The sequence below is a fragment of the Enterococcus rivorum genome, from assembly GCF_001742285.1.
Taxonomy (GTDB): domain Bacteria; phylum Bacillota; class Bacilli; order Lactobacillales; family Enterococcaceae; genus Enterococcus_L; species Enterococcus_L rivorum.
Genome location: NZ_MIEK01000027.1, coordinates 1 through 17,581, shown reverse-complemented (window position 1 = coordinate 17,581; position 17,581 = coordinate 1). Strand labels below are relative to the sequence as shown.

Below are 17,581 nucleotides of genomic sequence, written 5' to 3'. Positions count from 1 at the left end.
AATTGAAGTGAGGTCAGAACAAAAAGTACTCTTTTTTGTTCTGACTTTTTTGTTATTTTATCTCAATTAGGTGATTCATCAGAAAAATTCTTATTTTCATGTTCTCAAATGAGTTAAAGCCATAGGAAACGCGTTTTAGGGTCTTAATATGGGTGTTTTTCGCTTCTATTTTTCCGTTTGAATAAGGATAAATCATTGCATTACGTAGACCTTCTTCATACTTTAAAAGATTTTGTAGTTTCTTCCGAAACTCTTCCTCTAATGATTCTGGTAGTTCCCTAAGTAAAGAAAGAAACAATTCAGGGTCTTTTCCTCGAAAAGCATCGACTAAGTCATGAAAGACTGCGTATGTTTGTTTTAGTGGCTCTGAATAGTTTAATAAGCGGTCAATCATCATGGCTTCTGTTAGGTAAGGGTATTTTGGAGAGCGAAAACTCCTCCAAGTTTTGTAGTTAGAATGATTAATGTTCAGTCTGTTTTTGGTAAAGAAGCGCCAATTGGCTTTGATTTTTTTGTAAGCTTCGGTTTTATTTTGTTGCTTCAAGTTTTTTATTTCTCTCACTCGAAACTCTTGAAAGGCTTGATTTAAGTGCTTCACAATGTGGAAACGGTCAATAATTAATTGAGCATTTGGAAAAACATGTTTTAACAATTGAAAATAAGCAGCGTTCATATCAGTTACTAAAAATTCAACGTTTTCTGTCGTCGAAAACTGTTTGAAGTAAGTTGTCAGTCTCTTTAATTTTCTCGAGGGGAGAATGTCTACGAGTTTTCCAGATTCGCCGTCTGCACAGATAAAGCTCATTTTATCTTCCGTACTGACATGAGAGCGAAATTCATCGACCATCAACACTTTAGGCAGAGTGGTATTTTTGGAATGGGGTAAGTATTTCCCTAACTCTTTTAAGGTACGAATGACAGTAGTGATAGATACATTAGCCATTTTAGCGATGAATGAAAGAGAAACCTTTTCTTTGAGCAACGCGATGCTCTTGACTGTCACATGAGTCGCAATGGAATGTCTCGGACGAACAAAATAGCTTTGTGCTGTCCAATGAGTCAAACAATTTTTACACGTATACCGCTGTTTCGCAAGCTTCATAATAGTTGGCATGTAGTTGTATTGATCAAACCGAACCGTGATTTCTTTTTTTCCATTCTTAACAATCACCTGTTCTCCATTTTGATCCTCCTTCATTGCCCCGCAATTTTTACAAACATCTGGGCAAGGAGATAGTATTGCATGGAGGACTAAGGTATTTTGTTTTTGGATTGTTTCGTAAGAAACACCTCTAATTTCTAAATGTTTATCTGTAATTCTTAGCATTTTTTTGATATCATTGATCATGAGCATATCGTCCTCTCTGTTTGTTTGGTTGTGGTAAATTAATCATACAAGAGAACGGTATGTTTTTTAATACCTAAAATGAAAATAGGACTGAAGAATCATTTCTGATTCATCAGTCCTTTAAATTATAGAGCCCACTTTTTGATGCGCGTTATGAAATAAAGAAACTGGAACAAGAAAATCTTTACCTAAGGGAGGAACTTGAGCTGTTAAAAAAGTTCCGGGTATTCTTGAAGTCAAGCAAGAAATTCGATTTCAGTTCTTGAAAGACCATAAAGAAACAGTGAACATCCAACGTGCTTGCCAAACACTCAATGTGTCAAAATCGGATTTTTATGAATTTCTTAAAAGAAAACCCTCGAAAAGAAAACGGGAAAATCAATTGCTCAAGAAGGAGATTGCAGCGATTTTCCATCAACATCGAACATCATGGACGATATGGAACGATTCGAATCACTAAAGTCATAAAAGAACGAGTGATTATTGTCAATAGAAAACGTGTTGGAAAGCTTCTCCATGAAATGGGATTGTATGCAAAAGGTAGTACTTATAGATAAAAGTATTACAATCGAAAACGAGCCTCTCTTTCTCACCCCAATCTTATTAATCAAACCTTTATTGTGACAGAGAAAAATAAAATCTGGCTAGGTGATATTATCTATGTCCCTCTGAAAAATGGAACCGTATATTTGGCCGTTTTTATTGATGTATATACACGGAAAATTGTTGGATGGTCCATGTCTTCAGAATGAAAGACCAGTTGGTAATCGATGCTTTTCTTCAAGCTTGTGGGCAAGAAAAACCAAAGGCAAGACTCATTATTCATACGGATCAGGGTTCACAGTACACAAGTAGTAACTTCCAAGCAGAGTTATGAAAAAGAGAAGTTGTTCTCAGTATGAGTCGCAAAGGTAACCCATATGACAATGCTCTGATGGAATTTTTTTACAAAACAATAAAAAGAGAGCTAATCAATGATGCAAATTTTACAAGCATTAATCAAGCTCAACTAGAGATATTCAAATATATTGAAACGTATTACAACACCAAACGACTTCATTCCGCACTTAGTTATCAATCTCTCAAGGATTTTGAGAAGCAACATCCCTAAATTCTCTTAACTCATTGTCTAATTTTTCTTGACAAGTCCAATCTAGAGTATTTACAATGACCCTAAAATAAGAACCCTAAAATTAAAAAATAATTAGAGATAATCTTCATATTAAGTAGCTTCAATTGATACAATACTCATTTTTTAATTTCAGATAGTTGAGTAAGGAGATGTGAATTTAAATCTTTTTCCATTTTAGAATAGTTGAAATGAGAATCAAATACATCATAGAGATGGAAGCTTTTCAAAGGATACATGCCCACCCATTTTTGAGCCAAATGAAAGTTTAAAAATACATCGTCAGCAGATTTACCATCAAAAAATGCTCCACGTTCAAATGCTTTTTCAGGAGCATTCCACGTTGTCGAAAGTATGTAGTATTTACTATGTGATAAGTATCCACTACCATACTTTCCTCCATTGGTTCGCCCGTCATCTTTGTAAAGTAACCCTTTAGCGTTAATATAAACATCATCAAAATATTTTTTTAAGTTGCTCGGTGTAGACATCCAGTAAACAGGTGTTTGAAAAATTAATAATTTAGCATTGTTGATTTTTGTTAGTTCGTCACTAATGTTCATGCCTTCTGATAGATATGTTACAGAGACATCATGGCCTAAATTTTCTAAAGTTTCTGTCATACTTTTTACCATATTTAGGCTTAACAAACCAGTCATAGATTGACCAGACTGATGTTTATCAATCTGCATATTAGGTTTTTGGTATCCATTAATAATATGAATATTCATAATTAATTCATTCCCTTCGTTTCGCTCAAGGCATAACACTACATGAATATGGTGTTGATCTCGTCATCGTTTTTCCTTTTTTAGGTTATTCTATTTATCAGAACTTCTTCCTATACTACAAATTGTATCGCTCCATAAAAGTTAGATCAAAAATCTAATTTTGTGTTGTAATTGTAATGGTTTTTACTATGGCAAAGTTTAAATACCCATTGGTTCAAGCGTACCTTTCTAAAGAAGAAAGGTCAAATTTTGAAGCTATTATAAGTAGTTTTAATTTGATTATCTTAGTTAAAGTCTAGCACTATTCTTTTCTGTATAGATGTTCCAATCCCCCTAGTCTATAGATATTGTTATGTCTTTTTGTGTTATTATTTCTATTTAATATTAATATAGGAGTATAATGAGAGGTATAACAAAGTGCAACAGGGTAATCTTGTACTTGGGGAAGTCGAGATTACAGCGTAAAAAAAACCATAATCACTTTGCTAAGAATATTTGAGGAAGATAGCGTGATTATGGCTTTCGAAGCCTACTCAATAGATAATATCATGCAGTAAATTATACCAATAATTACAAATAAAGCGAGTTCTCCAGGAACTTTTACGTAAAATGGAAATAGGGTATAATTTATTTAGTAATACCCGACAGTATGTTTTTCTATTTGGCACCTTTAGGGGTGCTTTTTTTTTGTGCACTGGACATATGGTGGCTAGCTAGGTGGTGAAAGTCCACTCTTTGGGAGTTTCCCGAACAAGAATTAGCTTGTTATATTACTAAATAGGTATAACGATCTTTTACAATATTTTTGTTTGAGCCCTGTTTTTAGTTTACAGAGGGGTGTTTTGTTGTTTCTATAGTTCCTGGAGAACTTCTTATTTTAGATTAATATATTATTATGATTATTGAATATTTCATTGGTGAACGCCTGTATAAAGCTTATTTAAGGAAAAAAATGGAGACAAAAGGAGAATGTAGAATTGAAAAGCAAAAAATTTATCCAAAAAAGTTTAATTTTAAGATCAATAATTGCATTCATGGCTAGTGGGGTATGTTTGTTAGATCAAACACTAGCAGCCGAAATTAATAAGGAGGTGTCACAAGAGGAAAATCTAAATGTGGTCGAAGGAGTAGTTGTTCCAGAAAGAATGGCAGCTAGAAGTGTGAACGCTTATCGATTAGGAGATACCCAAATTACGGGCGTGGTTGACAGTTCAGTTTTATCTGCAACTAAGTTTGTGAGATACAAATTATATGCGAGTGACACGACTACTAGTGTGTTATCAACAGCTAGTGCTCCAGTTAATGAAGATGGAACGTTCTCAATTCCGATAAACCCTACTCTTGTAACGTCTACTACTATGGCTATCTATCTTGAAGGTAATACTATAGATACATGGGTCTATTCTACTTGGAATCCTGATCGAGTTACAATTTTAAACGCAACTATGGGTACGGTTCTTCCATCCATTTATACACTTGGTCATCCAAACATAACTGGGAGCTTTACAGGTGATGTTGTATCGGTAGCGTTAAAAGTAAATGGTGTAACTCAACCTGAGATTCCTGTTACCAATGGAACATTTACTTTATACGTTCAAGGATTGATTACTTCTACGTCAGATGTTGCGGAAATCATTGCGTATGATTACCTTGGTAAAGAGTTAGCAATGGCAACAGTTGATATTAGAGAGTTAGCGTCAGCAGATCCTTATTATTTGGGTGATGCTAATTTAACAGGTCATGTAGGAAATACACGTGCAAATTTTATTCGTGTTTATGTTAATGGTCTTTTAGTAGCTACGGACGTGCCTGTGAAAGTTGACGGATCTTTCTTAGTTAACATTGCTGGAAAGGTTACTAAATTAACTGATGTTATCCAAATTACTGGTATTAAAAATTTTTTAGGGGTAGAATTATTTACTGATTTGATTGTACCAGTATTAGCTGTTCCGGCAAACATCACAAACTTAAAAGATTACGATCTTGCCAAAGATACAACAGTTACTGGACAATGGGTTGGCTCTAATGTAGCGAAATCAGGTTTGATTATTAATGGTACGCTGGTTGGAACAAATGTTACTACAAATGGTAACTTTGTATACTATGCTAAAGGGAAGTTTAAATTGACAGATGAAGTTTATGCAGCATTATATGATGCTTCCAATGTTGAGATAGCAAGAAAGAAGTTAAACGTAATAGATTCCAAATCAGGTACAATTTTCACAAGTGAATACAAATTGGGGAAGGATTCAGTAACTGGGAATTACACAGGTGGAATAACTAAAGTAGCATTGAAAGTTAACGGTGTAGAAGGACAACAAGTTGATGTAGATGTTTCCAATCAAACATTCAAAGTGCCAGTAAATAATAGAATTACTAGTGTAAATGATGCAGTGAGTATTTTGGCATATGATGACAGTGGTAATAAATTGGATGAAAAAAGAGTAGAATTGATAAAATCTTTAATTGGTACATTAACAGTCGATGATTATGGAATTGGAGAATACGCTATAGAGGGGCAATTTACAGGGGATATTAAGCGAATATCTATAAGTATCAACGGGCAAGAAGAAAATAAAATTCCTGTTGATGAAGTAAATCAAACATTTGCTTATGATGTTACCGGGTTGTATATAGATGGTACGGAAACTGTATCCATAATTGGTTACAGTGATACTGACGAGAAAATTACAGAAAATCTAGTAAATATTGTGGCACAAGCAGCAGTAATGGTTAACGATTATGAAATAGGGACACAATATGTATCAGGTAGTGTATTAAGTAAAGTAGTGACTGTTGGTCTGATGGTCAACGGAGTTGAAAAATCAAATGTATCAGTTGATAGGAACAACAAATTCAAACTTGTTGGTAGTGGTGTTATCACTAATGCAAAAGATAAAGTAGTTGTTGTTGGCTATGATAATAAAGGTAGAAAATTAGCAGAAGATGCAGTGTTTGTTACTAGTCCAGTAATTGAATCAGAAATTACTGCATTGGATGATTACGATCTAGCAAAATCATCATCAGTTACAGGAAAATGGACAGGAACGGGTGTAGCAAAATCAGGTTTGATTATTAACGACACGGTACTTGCACCAAATGGTACTTCAAATGGTAACTTTGCATACTATGCTAAAGGAAAAATCAAAATAACAGACAAAGTTTATGCAGTTTTATACGATGTTTCAGGCAAGGAACTCACAAGAGCGCGAGTGAATATCATTAATTCAGCAATACCAGTACAAACAGCAATAATTACTAAATTAGATGACTATGATTTAACAAAATCATCATCAGTTACAGGAAAATGGACAGGAACGAGTGTAGCAAAATCAGGTTTGATTATTAACGACACGGCACTTGCACCAAATGGTACTTCAAATGGTAACTTTGCATACTATGCTAAAGGAAAAATCAAAATAACAGATGAAGTTTATGCAGTTTTATACGATGATTCAGGTAAGGAACTCACAAGAGCGCGAGTGAATATCATTAACTAATCAGAAATGGTAGAGTCGAAGTTTGGAAACGAAAAATTTCACATGTTGATCAATTGTTTGATTATGGTAGTGCTATACGTAAAAACATTTACAACACAACTACCGTAGAAAGTGTGAATGCTAGTTTTAGAAAAGTCACAAAGAAAGGAGCCTTCTCTAGTGAGAATGCGCTCCTTAAATTGCTTTATTTACGAGTAAAAGAGCTTCATCTAAAGTGGTCGGGTGGACGAATCAAAAATTAGGCAATGTTATTGAACCAACTCATGATGAACGAAGAAGTTAATTTGTTGTTTAGGATGAGAATGTTGTTGCCCTGCAACAGAGCGCTCATCCATTTTTAAGACAGAATGCATCAGTTGTTAGAAGAAGACCAACAGGAATTCAAGCGAATTCTTGGGCTATATTTTACCTAGTGTACATGTTGCATAAAAGGGTAGATTAGGTTACTAGGGAACATTCATTTTGTTGTTCAAATTGGTATAATTTTAATGATTGAGCATATGGACTTCTCTAATCCTATCATTTGACGCACCTGATTAACGTACGTTGTAGTAGGAGTTAATTAGAAAGAGGTCGAACAGGATATGGAGAAAACATTAAAGAGGTTAATCAGCAAAAAGAACCAATCAATATTGTCTCTGCTAAAGCTGGGGAAGGGCGTGTGACAATCATTGCGACAGAGAAGGTATCCAACAAACATTGTATTTACAGTTAATAGGTGTGTTGGATACTGTGAAAGAATAGCTGATGACATTGGTTTTTCACTAGTTGAAGATATTTGGGATAATTTATGAATGTGCATAAGGTATATGCGAGGAATTTGGCAAAAAAAGTGAAGTATTCCTTGTTAAAGAAGCGGTTCGAACAAATCTTAAAAACGTTGCGGGAAGATCCATCTGCTTTGACTGATTCTTTTGAGAAATTACAGCCTTATGAAGACCAGAAATATTCGAGGCGGCTGAATATACATTGCAGAGTGGTGTATACAGTAGACGCCCATGGGAAAGGAGTGTATATCTGTTCTGCATGGTCACACTACGATTAATTTACGAACCAATTTCTAGGGCGAAACAATGAATGCATGTACGAATAGAATGAAAGAGACTGAGAGGGGAAACGACCATGACGAAAACACAAAAAATAGTCATGCTTGTTATCACAACAATTGTACTGGTGGTGGGTGTTTGGGGTACGATCTATGCGAGTCAAGTACATAAACAAGTTGAAGAAGCAGAAAAAACCGTAAAAGCAGAAGAACTATCGATTCAAAGGGTAACAGAAGAGTTGTCCAAATTGTTGGATCAAAAAGATCCCTCCTATTTGGCAGAAAATGTAACAGAGGAACAAGTAGCGACATTGGATCAGCAGTTGAAACAGTCTGAATTTGTTTTTCAAGACGTATCAGTAGACAAAAAATTATTAAAAGAACATGTTGATGCGTATGAGTCGGTTCAGGAAAAAGCAGACAAACTGATGGGAAGTATCTATGGGAAAATGGAGTTGCAACGAGGGATCAATGCATTGTTCCAATCAAAAGATAAAGTCGCTATGAATGGCGCAAAAGTGGAAAAAGAGTTAGCCATTATCAATGATGGGTTAACAGAAGAAAAAATCCAATCTATTCAAAAAATCATGCCTAAAGAAGAGACCGCTTTTACAAAAGATGTTAAGGGATTGATAGAGAATGCGAGCGGACAACTGAAACAAATAAGTACGGCAAAAGAAGCCGTATCTAAAATATATAAGGATAACAACGTCGTTTTAACCGATCAAAAGCTATATGATAAGGCAAAAGCAGAGACAGACAAAATCAAAAATGAGAAGACAAAAAAAGAGCTAACAGACCAACTAGGCAAAGCAAAAGCGGAGTTGTATAAAAAAGCGAAAGAAGTCGCTGTAACACAAACACAAGAAACAGCAACAAAAGATCAGACGGAACAAGCAACAACAGGGAATGCGAACGCAAGCGTTGGGTCAAACGGTGCTAATTGGACACCAGATAATGATGCAACCGATGTAGGTTCGTAGCAACAAGGTTCGACCAAAACAGGTGACACGAGCAATTGGTGGCGGAGAGGTTCAGGAAGCAATGTTGGAGGTGTTGGGACAGTACGCCCACCTCCAACGATTGCACCTACTATTGTCAGTGGCTATACCGGGAACTCAGGAATGATATTTTTTTCTGGTTTAGAAGCCAATTTGTATTGTAAAAGTGTATTAGCTTCTGATCTACCTAAAAATGGATATGTGTTAATCGATATTTTTTATGGTGATGGGTCAGAAAAATTTAGTATTGATTTTTACTAATCTTCTCTGGAATGAACTAGTGAAAATTTATATAAACCGTAGGAACTACGGGGATAGCTTGGTTAAAAAGAGAGAAAGTCTCTGTTCCCAAGAAGTATTTTCCTTACGAAAGGCATAATCATCACTAAAGGGAAGCGCAGTTCACAATTGAAGTGTTTGGAAAAGATGTTTAGTGAGACTAGGATCACTAAACATCTTTTCGATTCAACTAAAGAGGTAAAAAGATCTGTATAAGGGCTCTTTGTCAAATAGGACTGATAGGTTGATTAATTGGTTCTTTGTGAACTAGTGTTGGTAAAGAAAAAACAGTAGAATAATGTTATGGAAGAACAATTATGCAGAGGGCTTATTTCTCTGCAGGCTTAAGTTGTGTAGTTTGTAGTTTTAATAGGATTCTCAGTTTAAAGTTATAGAGCTTCTAAAAACATACGCATTTCTTTAATATGATTGTTCCAACAACCTAAAGAACCATTCGAGTAGGATTGCTTAAGTGCATTTAGAATGCCTTTTTGATACTGCTTGAATAATTATCTGAAGGCGATACATTAGTTGTCACAAAACTAGATCGTTTTGCTCGAGCAACAGTTTAAGGGCTAGAAACAGTTCAAAAATTATTTAATCAAGAGATAAAAGTAGATGTAAGGAAACAATGAAAAATGTTTCACGACAAATTGGAATTAGTGTTGCGACTTTATATGGAGAAAAACAACATAGAAGGCTGTTAAAAAAATATAGAGGGAGAAATACAAAATGCGAAAAAATGAGAAGGAACCTTAATTTTATGGCAGGTCTATTAGTACTAGCTATTTTTTGCAGCTATAATTACTCTATTAGAATATATGTTTCCAGGTTCATTAGTAACAAAATTAGTAGTAAATCTAGTGGCATATGTCTTTACTACATTTATTGGTTTTATAGTCTGTCTAATGCCAGAGGTATGGAAGCTAAACGAAAATATGACGATGGATGATTTTAGAATCTTAAATAGATGAGTTTAATATCTCTAATAGGGTTGTGGTTAGATTCTCAAAATGAATTTCAAGTTAGTAGTTTACTATTTACTGTATTTCCAAATATTGTCAGTCCATTTAATAGTCTATTTGAATGTTTTAAAATTCCATTTGAAGTGGGGGTTCAACAAGCTACTCCTAAAAAGTATTAATAGAAGAAAAAGGAAAGAATATTGATATAACATTATTCTTGTCTTATATTTGATTACCCATATCGTCATTTTTTGTACAGTTGCATGACGGATCCCCAAAATCAAAATATCTGTTGTTGAGAGACCGATTCTAAGGCGTTTCCCGACTATTCAGATGTATAATAATTACCTTAGAATGTCTTTTAAATGGGGTTGCAACCACATTTAAAAAAGAATGTAAATGTCCTACGCATACAATTCAAAAAAATCAGAAAGAAGGATAAATATGAAGAAATTTTATTGCTGAGACACCAAATCAAAAATGGACAATAAATGTAAAAGAATTAAAAAACGGTGTAAGGTGCTATTTTTTAGTAGAACACATAATATAATATGTTCTCTAGGAACTTGAAAAAAGAAACATATAGAACTAATGTTAATAAATAAAAAAATTTTAAGGAGGATATGCTGTGGAAGATGATAAACTACGTATAGAAGAATTAGAATTAGAATTAGAAATAAAGAACTTAGAAATTAAAAAAAGAGATTTATACCTTGATGAAAATGATATTACCACGGGAAAAAATATATTTAAAAAGCTCGGTATAATGCTTTTTGCTTTTGCGATAATAATTATTATGGTGTATTACTTTTATTTATAGGGTGTTAAATCTTGCTGTGAATGTCTGGATATGTCATAAATAAAAAACAATTTTTTTGAATGTTTGTAAATTTATCTAGTGAACGTTTCAAGGAAAATGTGAGCATGATTTTTGCTCACTCCTTTTTTAGAGAAATAAAGCCCCTATGGCTCATTGTCAACTAGTGTTGGTAAAGAAAAATCAATAGAATAGTGTCAAGGAAGAACAAGTCTGCAGAAGAGATTATTTTTCTGCAGGCTTGTTCTTTTTCATGGGATTGAAAAGGGTGGTTCCTAGGGTTAATAGAATTCTCAGTTTGAAGTTATAGAAGCTTCTAAAGCCATACGCATTTCGTTTTAATACTTTAATGTGATTGTTCAAACACTCTAAGGGCCCATTAGAGTAGGGCTGTTCAAGTGCGTTTAAAATACCTTTTTGATACTGTTTAAACGTCTTAATGGTTGTCGCATATTTCTCTGGTAGATGAGAATAGTTTTGTTTTAAAAGCTCTTGAAACCAGTGAGAATCTTTCGTCCGAATCGCTGCTAGAAAATCTTGGTAGACACCATATCCTTGCTTGAGTTCTGGGCTATAAGAAAGCAAGCGGTCAACGACTTCTGATTCGGTCAAATGCACCCTAAAACTAGGATGCCAAACCTGTTTTTGACCTTCTAAATGCCAGGCGTTTTTTTGAAGCAATTTCCAATACTTCTTTAAATGCTTGTATTGTTGTTCTTCTTGATAATTTTTTCGATTCAGCTGATTCATCTGTTGAATTCGGTGCGTCAGAAAGGTACGTCCACTATGTTGAACAATATGGAAACGATCAATGATCAATTTTGCATTTGGAAAAAGCTTTTTTACAAGAGTGACGTAAGGCTTGTACATGTCAATGACAATATATTGAACGGCGGCTCTTGTTTTATAAGCATAGGAATAAAAGTATTTTTTCAAAGAGTTTAGTTTTCGATTCTCTACAATGTCCAGTAATTCTTTGGTTTGCCCGTCCATTAAAATAAAACTCATCGCACCCACACTTGCTCGAACTGATTTAAACTCATCAAAACAAAGAACGGTCGGTAGTGTTTTTTTCTTCTGAGAAAGAGGCGTGTAAAAGTCTTTTAGTACTCGATAGATAGTGGTTATAGAAACATGTTTGGTTCGGGCAATTCCTGTCATAGAAGTATTTTCTTTCAGTTTCTCTGCAATGGAGAGCTTGACCCGACGCGCAATCGTACAATGACGTTCGGTCAAGGTCGATTCCGCAAGGAAGCTTCTATTACAGCTTTTACATAGGAATTTTTGTTTCTTAATGCGGACATAGGTCTTATATTCACTGACATCATTGATCAAAGCCATCACCTTTTTCCACCCATATTTGATAATCGTTTGGTTATTTTCTTGTTGGCAATGTAGGCATTCTTCGGGGAAATAAGTCAGCGTACCGCTATACACTTTACAACTATGACCGCCTATTTTCTCATGGGTCAAACAATTTTCGGTAAAAATAAGGTTTAGGTCTAGAATATCGAGGGTTTCTTTGATAAGATTTGAGAGAGACATCTTTATTCCTCCTATAGATTGGTTTTCGTCGACTTTATTCTACAGGTTTTGAAGGTGTCTGTCTTTTTATTTGACTTTGGAGAAGTGAAATGCTTGATAAATAAGCAAAACAGACATTAACTCTCGCTGTATTTTCTTGTCCTGCTTCAGGGTATCGTTGGGGAAAACTTTATGAATCTGCCAACCAGCAAGTATTTCTTGATGCTCATATCCGCTTCTTTGAACACCTTAAAGGTGTCTATTCAACGACAATATGCGAAATGTGGTCAAACGTTTCGTAGGACCACATGAGAAAGAACTAAATGATGAATTAGTGAAATTAGCTCTATACTATCGTTTTGAACCCATAGTAACCAAAATGCCTTTAGTGGCCATGAAAAAGGCCATGTAGAAAAGAGTGTTCAGGTACTACGGAGAAAAGCATTCATAAAACAATATGAATTTGAATCAATTGAACACGCTCAAAAGCATTTAGACCAGACAATGATTGAACTGAATTTAGCTTCAACAATTTCTGTGGAGCAGGTGCAACTACAAGCCTTGAGGGGATTTTATGATTATGGTGTTACAACGAAACAAACTGTAGACAAGTATAGTTTTGTCCAAGTAGGTGGGAACTACTATTCTGTTCCAGTCAAGTTATCGCTACTCATACCATTCAAAAAGGTGAAAAACAGTATTCCGTTGACATTCGTCACTATTTGACCACTTTTTTACTGAAACCTAAGTCGCTAGAACACTCACTTGTATTAAAGAAAACTCCTAAGCTTCGTCGCTGTTTTCTTCTATATTATCAAAAGACGCCACGCAGATTTCTTCAATTCATTGAGCAGCACTTGGGGGACTCTATCGATCAACTCATTTTCCAACTGGAAGAAGAAGCGATAAAAGACCAAAAATATCTTTTAGAGCCTCTTGTATGTCACCAACATTTTCAGGATTGTAGCTTTCTAGAATGGTTTTCGCTAATTCAACAGTTTTAGGATCTCTTTTCTGTCTTGCCATATTCTCGCATCCTTTCATTTATAGTTTATCTGAATTTCCTTTACAAGAAAAGAAAAACTGTATAAGCAGCTTATCTAGAATTAGCTACTTACACAGTTTATTTTACACTCTCGACGATTTTGACTATTATTATCAAAATCGTCTCTGTTCTCTATAAAAAATGGTTTTATTGTCCCACTCTCACAAATCTATTTCAAATTTTCCTTTATTCACTCCCAGATGTGTTTCATGATTCTTTCTTAATTGATTTCTTCTGATACCTTAGAAGAATGGATTAACTTTAATTTTCCCTCCTCTATCTGATATGTTGTCGTTTCTTGCTTGGTCAACTCCTCCTGTGTCTCCACATTCTGAATCATTAATCGACTACTGTTGTATTCCTTGTGCATTACAGTAATGTAATCCCCTATTGTTAAAGGAACGGTATCTTGGTCTTTTGGATAAAGCTCTCTGCCTTTAAATTCTTTGTTGTATTTTTTCAGACCCTCTTTATTCTGAATAAGAATACTCGCATAGGTGTCCATATCAAAGTACCAATGTGGTTGGCTCTGTTCCGTGTTTATGGTTGCTTGAGAATCGTTTAGTGACACCTTCATCGTTGCAAATAGCGAGTCCCCCAATCCTTTAAAGGTATAGTAAAATAGCTTGCCTTGTTCTGGTTTCGGTACTGGAATAGTTTCCGTCTCCACTAACTTTAATTTTCCCTCCTCTATCTGATATGTTGTCGTTTCTTGCTTGGTCAATTCCTCCTGTGTCTCCACATTCTGAATCACTAATCGACTACTGTTGTATTCCTTGTGCATTACAGTAATGTAATCCCCTATTGTTAAAGGAACGGTATCTTGGTCTTTTGGATAAAGCTCTCTGCCTTTAAATTCTTTGTTGTATTTCTTCAGACCCTCTTTATCTTGAATCAGAATACTCGCATAGGTGTCCATATCAAAGTACCAATGTGGTTGGCTCTGTTCCGTGTTTATGGTTGCTTGAGCATCGTTTAGTGACACCTTCATCGTTGCGAATAGCGAGTCCCCCAATCCTTTAAAGGTATAAGCAAATAGATCTTCTGGTTCAAGATTTAATGGTAAATAGAGAAGGGCATATTTTTTCTTGTACACTGTTCTATCGGGTTGATCTAATAATTCAATGGCCGTCCATAGTTGCTTTTTGGATACAGACTCATAATAGGGAATAGCCTGGCTCTCCTCTTGTTGTAATAATACCGACCCTTCTTGTTCTATTTTTGCAATTAAATCTTGTTGCGAATCATTTTGCAATACTTGATTCACTAACCCATATTTTGTTACCAACCAACGGTTGGTATTTTGTGTGCTATCTATAATTTTTTCTGCGGAAACTAGCCTAGACTTCGTTTCGGCATGATAGATTTCGATTATATCACCTTCTTGCAAAGATGTCTTATCCACTCCAACGGTTGCATTGGTTCCTTCTATGTTTTTTTCGTAGGTAATATCGCCCTTTTTGTTTTTAACAGTTATTTTAGTATATGTTTTCCCTGCAAAATAACTATGTGGAGAAGCCTTAGTAATTGAAATTACAGCTTCCTGACGATTCAAGTCAGTTGCTAAGGAGCCAAATAGAGCGTTCCCTAACCCTAGAAACTCTATTTTCTGATTGGCTAAACTGCTTTTATTTATTTTTTCGAACATAACAGTTGAACTGTTTTGAGCTTCTTTTACGTATACATAGGCAGTATCTGGAAAGTACTCTATCATCGGCTGTCCAGTAAACACCAACGAATAAACACCATTGGGAATGTTCTTAAATAGCAGTTTCTCCCCCTCAATAAGCTGAGAAGCAACCTCTTTATCTCCATCTTTTAAGATTGCTGTTGCGCCTAATAACGCCTTATTATCTGGCGCATTTAATTGAAGTGTCAAATCGCCTTTTAAGTTTAATGATGCAATCTCTTTATTCTGCACCATTTCAAAATTTGAATTGATTAGGATATCGTCATCTAGTAATTCATGGGCTCTAGACAACTCATTTTTAGGAATAATATCTGCTAAAGATGCTACTGCTGGGTATCCTAAAGTTCGGTTTTTTACTCCCTGTCCTTTATTAAGAACTACTCCCCATTTCTCTAAAGCAGCTGTAAAATCCTGTTTACTGTTCTCGCTATAAATACGGTTCATTAAATCTGGAAAAGGATAGTTATTTTTATTAAAGCCTGGTTGATTCGCTAGCTTTCGATAGTCTTGATACATTTTGGTAAAGGAGTCATTTCCAGCCTTTTGTTTTAGCATCGTTAATAAAATTAACTTCTCACGTAGATCCCCACTTTCGTAGGTTCCATTATTTAACACCATTTTGTTGTATAGATTAGTTTCCACGATTTCTTTTTTCCCACTATTAAACAAATGTCCTGTTTTATCAGCTTCCTTTCCATATTTCTCATATTGATATTGCACACCAAACAAGTTGTTTAAAACTTCTGAAGTGTTCATTCCTACTCCAGAAAAACTGGCTTCATAACCATGTGCGATTTCATGAAGTACACCCCATCTATTTTTTGTTAGCCACATCTCCGCACTATCTTTTTTACTTTGAGCTGTCCAGTACCCTCCATAATAAGCACTGCCAGCTCCATGGATGTCTGCTTTGAAAAAATAACGATTCTCACCATTATGGTTTTCTTTCGTAGAATTATCAAAACCAGCAATGTCATTATAAAAAGCAAACAAATCATTATAATTTTCAATTAATTCATCAAGAGAATGAAAATCCTTTAACTTTCTAGCCAATTCTTTATCGTTTTTAGGGAGCAATAATTGAAAGTCCTCCCCTTTTATCAATGCATAAGCTCCGTCATACTTATCCCAAGTTTCAAAAAACTCTTTTTCACTAGCTTTATAGGTATAAGTAGCTAAAGGTACTTGTTCTCCGGCATCTACCAGTTCATATTCTAATTTAGCAGGGGTATCTCCATAAGGAGTATCTACAAAAGGTACCAATGGCTGTGTCGAACTAATATTCACCCACTCTGCACCTACATTAACAGATTTTTCGATTTCCTTATCATTCCCTAATAGTCTAACGGTTACATTTTTTTTAAAGTTCGGATTAGTTTGCCTCACTTTTAATATTGTATTTTCCTTTAAGATAAATCCGAAATCTTGCCGGTCATGGTACCGCCCTTTGTTTGTGCCTGCATTGAATATCCAAATCGGTTCAGGAATACTTTCCACTTCCATTAGCCTCTTTACTTGTCCATTCGCTTGAACCGCACCAAAACTTAAAAATAATGCAACAAGAAACACTGTCAATAGTACTTTTTTCATAACACTTTCTATCTCCTTTCAAAATAGTAATCACTACAAACAATTATCAACAATAAGCACCTCAAGAGAGAGAGTTGTCAATTGTTTTTTTCCGCTATAGAATCATTTTATGACAAGTTCTTTTTAATTAAAGTTCCTGAGATGCTAGTTTCACATAGAAATATTATTTAGGGTGTTATTTTTTATGAAACCTTCAGGATTACACAGAAAATAAAAAATCTAGTTAATTTAGTATGTCGTATATCAGATACGTATCTTTTTGGATATAATGCCGAACAGCTTTCAGCTTTAGGAATTTTTACCGTTCGTATTCAGCAATTATGAATCTTACATACTTAGAAACTAGATATTACAGCTAAAAAGTGCTATAACAAAATAGAAAAGAGGATATGAGTTAACATATCCCCTAATGTATATAGGCTCTATAATATCTAGTGTTGGTGACAGATGTCGCCAGCACTTTTTTACATAAAAAAAGACAGACACCTTCAAATCCTGTAGAATAAAGTCGACCAAAACCGCTCTAAAGGAGAAATGAAGATGTTTCTCTCAAAACTTATCAAAGAAATGCTCGATATTCTAGACCTAAACCTTATTTTTACTGAAAATTGTTTGACACATGAGAAAATTGGAGAAAAAATTTGTAACAGGAAGAAGAATGGCATTTCTGTTGAAAGACAGTTATCGGATGCGGTGGTTGGCTAATCATGAACAAATCAGATACCGTACCATCAATCGTTTTCGTCGCCAGCTGATAACCAATCAGGTTATTGAAAACGAAGCGATATTTATTGATGGTACAAAAATAGAAGCAGATGCGCGTAAATTCAGCTTTGTTTGGCGGAAATCAACCAATCGGTATGAAACGATGTTGGATAAAAAATCTGAACAGTTTTATCAAAAATTGTACGAGGAAG

At 34.9% G+C, this 17,581-nt stretch carries 12 protein-coding genes and 3 pseudogenes; 10 read left to right on the top strand and 5 right to left on the bottom strand.

Annotated features, from left to right (window positions below; all coding sequences use genetic code 11):
• Nucleotides 1-52 precede the first annotated feature (52 nt).
• The gene (locus tag BCR26_RS10140) at nucleotides 53-1,348 is read right to left on the bottom strand and encodes an ISL3 family transposase (protein WP_069698874.1); all 1,296 of its coding nucleotides are present in this window, start codon (nucleotides 1,346-1,348) and stop codon (nucleotides 53-55) included.
• A 137-nt stretch (nucleotides 1,349-1,485) separates the two neighbouring features.
• Between BCR26_RS10140 and BCR26_RS18980 the strand changes: the two are divergent.
• Nucleotides 1,486-2,459 (top strand): annotated as a pseudogene (locus BCR26_RS18980) (IS3 family transposase); the annotation flags it as partial.
• Nucleotides 2,460-2,596: 137 nt separating this feature from the next.
• Here the strand turns inward: BCR26_RS18980 and BCR26_RS10125 are convergent.
• Nucleotides 2,597-3,247 (bottom strand): NAD(P)H-dependent oxidoreductase, encoded by a 651-nt coding sequence (locus tag BCR26_RS10125; protein ID WP_211272299.1) that lies wholly within the window; start codon nucleotides 3,245-3,247, stop codon nucleotides 2,597-2,599.
• A gap of 938 nt (nucleotides 3,248-4,185) precedes the next feature.
• On the opposite strand from BCR26_RS10125, the gene BCR26_RS10120 reads away from it, so the two are divergent.
• The 7 genes and pseudogenes from BCR26_RS10120 to BCR26_RS10105 all read left to right on the top strand — a co-directional run bounded on the left by BCR26_RS10120 (nucleotide 4,186) and on the right by BCR26_RS10105 (nucleotide 10,818).
• Nucleotides 4,186-6,708 carry an immunoglobulin-like domain-containing protein gene (locus BCR26_RS10120; protein WP_069698872.1) on the top strand — a complete coding sequence of 841 codons (2,523 nt, stop codon included), beginning with the start codon at nucleotides 4,186-4,188 and terminating at the stop codon, nucleotides 6,706-6,708.
• Nucleotides 6,709-6,716: 8 nt separating this feature from the next.
• Nucleotides 6,717-6,947 (top strand): annotated as a pseudogene (locus tag BCR26_RS19130) (transposase); the annotation flags it as partial.
• Nucleotides 6,948-7,498: 551 nt separating this feature from the next.
• The gene (locus BCR26_RS18025; protein ID WP_084387105.1) at nucleotides 7,499-7,753 is read left to right on the top strand and encodes a Txe/YoeB family addiction module toxin; all 255 of its coding nucleotides are present in this window, start codon (nucleotides 7,499-7,501) and stop codon (nucleotides 7,751-7,753) included.
• Between the two features lie 77 nt (nucleotides 7,754-7,830).
• Nucleotides 7,831-8,736 (top strand): hypothetical protein, encoded by a 906-nt coding sequence (locus tag BCR26_RS10115; protein ID WP_069698871.1) that lies wholly within the window; start codon nucleotides 7,831-7,833, stop codon nucleotides 8,734-8,736.
• A gap of 22 nt (nucleotides 8,737-8,758) precedes the next feature.
• Nucleotides 8,759-8,881 (top strand): hypothetical protein, encoded by a 123-nt coding sequence (locus BCR26_RS19125; protein WP_281186482.1) that lies wholly within the window; start codon nucleotides 8,759-8,761, stop codon nucleotides 8,879-8,881.
• Between the two features lie 1,122 nt (nucleotides 8,882-10,003).
• Nucleotides 10,004-10,177: a hypothetical protein gene (locus BCR26_RS18760; protein WP_209591859.1), complete on the top strand. Its 174-nt coding sequence runs from the start codon at nucleotides 10,004-10,006 to the stop codon at nucleotides 10,175-10,177.
• 449 nt (nucleotides 10,178-10,626) lie between these two features.
• Nucleotides 10,627-10,818, top strand: coding sequence for a hypothetical protein (locus BCR26_RS10105; protein WP_069698869.1), 192 nt, complete (start codon nucleotides 10,627-10,629; stop codon nucleotides 10,816-10,818).
• Between the two features lie 222 nt (nucleotides 10,819-11,040).
• Here BCR26_RS10105 and BCR26_RS10100 read toward each other — a convergent pair whose 3' ends face one another.
• The gene (locus BCR26_RS10100) at nucleotides 11,041-12,360 is read right to left on the bottom strand and encodes an ISL3 family transposase (protein ID WP_069698868.1); all 1,320 of its coding nucleotides are present in this window, start codon (nucleotides 12,358-12,360) and stop codon (nucleotides 11,041-11,043) included.
• A gap of 483 nt (nucleotides 12,361-12,843) precedes the next feature.
• Here BCR26_RS10100 and BCR26_RS18970 point away from each other — a divergent pair, with 483 nt between their 5' ends.
• Nucleotides 12,844-13,065: a hypothetical protein gene (locus BCR26_RS18970; RefSeq protein WP_245341976.1), complete on the top strand. Its 222-nt coding sequence runs from the start codon at nucleotides 12,844-12,846 to the stop codon at nucleotides 13,063-13,065.
• A gap of 153 nt (nucleotides 13,066-13,218) precedes the next feature.
• Here BCR26_RS18970 and BCR26_RS18525 read toward each other — a convergent pair whose 3' ends face one another.
• Both BCR26_RS18525 and BCR26_RS10090 read right to left on the bottom strand, forming a co-directional pair.
• Entirely contained in the window at nucleotides 13,219-13,365 is a 147-nt protein-coding gene (locus tag BCR26_RS18525; protein ID WP_169818876.1) for a hypothetical protein, read from the bottom strand.
• A gap of 239 nt (nucleotides 13,366-13,604) precedes the next feature.
• Complete coding sequence (locus BCR26_RS10090; RefSeq protein ID WP_069698867.1) at nucleotides 13,605-16,664, bottom strand: putative mucin/carbohydrate-binding domain-containing protein; 3,060 nt, start codon at nucleotides 16,662-16,664, stop codon at nucleotides 13,605-13,607.
• A gap of 634 nt (nucleotides 16,665-17,298) precedes the next feature.
• On the opposite strand from BCR26_RS10090, the pseudogene BCR26_RS10085 reads away from it, so the two are divergent.
• Nucleotides 17,299-17,581, top strand: a pseudogene (locus BCR26_RS10085) (transposase); the annotation flags it as partial.